Source organism: Rhizobium leguminosarum, from assembly GCF_004123835.1.
Lineage (GTDB): Bacteria > Pseudomonadota > Alphaproteobacteria > Rhizobiales > Rhizobiaceae > Rhizobium > Rhizobium leguminosarum_M.
In genome coordinates, this window is the sequence record NZ_MZMU01000006.1 from 2501 (window position 1) to 5000 (window position 2500).

General features: G+C 52.1%; 1 protein-coding gene and 1 rRNA gene (1 of these 2 only partly in view). Both read left to right on the forward strand.

The genetic code is table 11. The annotated features are described in order from the left end of the window. Positions 1–15: 15 nt before the first annotated feature. Positions 16–210 carry a hypothetical protein gene (locus tag B5P46_RS34415; protein ID WP_164986484.1) on the forward strand — a complete coding sequence of 65 codons (195 nt, stop codon included), beginning with the start codon at positions 16–18 and terminating at the stop codon, positions 208–210. Between the two features lie 385 nt (positions 211–595). After that, positions 596–2500, forward strand: a 23S ribosomal RNA gene (locus tag B5P46_RS12350); it runs 977 nt beyond the window's last position.

Below are 2500 nucleotides of genomic sequence, written 5' to 3' on the forward strand. Positions count from 1 at the left end.
CGGACGGACCGGCCAATGATGGCCGACGGCCTCTGGCCTGTATTTGGTGGATCGTTGCTGGCGGCGAAAAAGATATCCTTTGAAGAAATAAAAGTTTTGCATCGGCTTATGGCTGATGCTTGTTCTGCATACATTGTGAAGAGAAGATTGATCTGGAGGCTTCCAGGTGTTTTGGGTTCTGCCCAAGGCGTCCGAGCCCAGTTCCTGTGAACCCATGGATGGCCTAGCCGGCCGGATGTGGTGGAGGGATTGGAGGTAGGAGGGAAGCTTGTCACTCTGGGTCGTCAGCGTAAACCGCATAGCGGTTTATCGCGTGTTGTTTGCTGTCTTTAGGGACGGCATCTGACGGACGATCGGATTACCGTTGCCTGACCGCGCGGTATCGGATCATATCTCGAGAAGCTGGTCTTAAGACAGGCTGCAAGCGAGCTGCTCGGCGTAGCTCCAATAAAGCAGACCTGTCGAACACGTCGATGGCATCATGAAATGATCCGGTTGTAAAAGGTAACCGGATTTTTGGACTGGCCGCACGGCAATCGCAAGATTGTCCGGATGGTCTGAAGTTCAAATATGGATGAGCATTGGCAATGAGAACGATTAAGTGTCGTAAGGGCATTTGGTGGATGCCTTGGCATGCACAGGCGATGAAGGACGTGATACGCTGCGAAAAGCCGTGGGGAGCTGCGAATGAGCTTTGATCCATGGATCTCCGAATGGGGCAACCCACCTTAAATGCTTGGGAAATCTGATGCGCCGGTGGCGCGTGAGTGAGTAGGAATTAGTGATTAGTGAGTAGGAAATCTGCTCACTACCGACTAATCACTACTCACTAACTGCGTCGAAGACGCCTCAGGTTTCCAAGCATTGTGATAAGGTATCTACACCTGAATACATAGGGTGTAAGAAGCGAACGCAGGGAACTGAAACATCTAAGTACCTGCAGGAAAGGACATCAACCGAGACTCCGCAAGTAGTGGCGAGCGAACGCGGACCAGGCCAGTGGCAATTGTGATTAAAGTGGAACGCTCTGGAAAGTGCGGCCGTAGTGGGTGACAGCCCCGTACGCGTAGATATCATGATTGTCCTAGAGTAGGGCGGGACACGAGAAATCCTGTCTGAACATGGGGAGACCACTCTCCAAGCCTAAGTACTCGTGCATGACCGATAGCGAACAAGTACCGTGAGGGAAAGGTGAAAAGCACCCCGACAAGGGGAGTGAAATAGAACCTGAAACCGGATGCCTACAAACAGTCGGAGCCCGCAAGGGTGACGGCGTACCTTTTGTATAATGGGTCAACGACTTAGTGTAACAAGCAAGCTTAAGCCGGTAGGTGTAGGCGAAGCGAAAGCGAGTCTGAATAGGGCGATTTAGTTTGTTGCATTAGACCCGAAACCGAGTGATCTAGCCATGAGCAGGTTGAAGGTTGGGTAACACCAACTGGAGGACCGAACCCGCATCTGTTGCAATAGATTGGGATGACTTGTGGCTAGGGGTGAAAGGCCAATCAAACTCGGAAATAGCTGGTTCTCCGCGAAATCTATTTAGGTAGAGCGTCGAGCGAATACCCCCGGGGGTAGAGCACTGGATGGGCTATGGGGACTCACCGTCTTACTGATCCTAACCAAACTCCGAATACCGGGGAGTACTACTCGGCAGACACACGGCGGGTGCTAACGTCCGTCGTGAAAAGGGCAACAACCCTAACCTCCAGCTAAGGTCCCCAAGTCATGGCTAAGTGGGAAAGGATGTGAGGATCCCAAAACAACCAGGATGTTGGCTTAGAAGCAGCCATCATTTAAAGAAAGCGTAACAGCTCACTGGTCTAAATAAGGGTCTTTGCGCCGAAAATGTAACGGGGCTGAAGCCATGCACCGAAGCTGAGGATGTGTAGCAATACACGTGGTAGCGGAGCGTTCCGTAAGCTGATGAAGGGAGACCCGTGAGGGCTCCTGGAGGTATCGGAAGTGCGAATGTTGACATGAGTAACGATAAAGAGGGTGAGAGACCCTCTCGCCGAAAGACCAAGGGTTCCTGCTTAAAGTTAATCTGAGCAGGGTTAGCCGGCCCCTAAGGCGAGGCAGAAATGCGTAGTCGATGGGAACCACGTTAATATTCGTGGGCCTGGTGGTAGTGACGGATTGCACAAGTTGTTCATTCTTATTGGATTGGATGGGCAGCGGAGCGGTTCCAGGAAATAGCTCCACCGTATAGACCGTACCCGAAACCGACACAGGTGGTCAGGTAGAGTATACCAAGGCGCTTGAGAGAACTATGTTGAAGGAACTCGGCAAATTGCACGCGTAACTTCGGAAGAAGCGTGACCCCATGCTAGGCAACTATTATGGGGTGGCACAGACCAGGGGGTAGCGACTGTTTATCAAAAACACAGGGCTCTGCGAAGTCGCAAGACGACGTATAGGGTCTGACGCCTGCCCGGTGCTGGAAGGTTAAGAGGAGAGGTGCAAGCTTTGAATCGAAGCCCCAGTAAACGGCGGCCGT

Coding starts and splice junctions, on each gene's coding strand:
- B5P46_RS34415 (WP_164986484.1), top strand. CDS start 16: ATGATGGCCGACGGCCTCTGGCCTGTATTTGGTGGATCGTTGCTGGCG.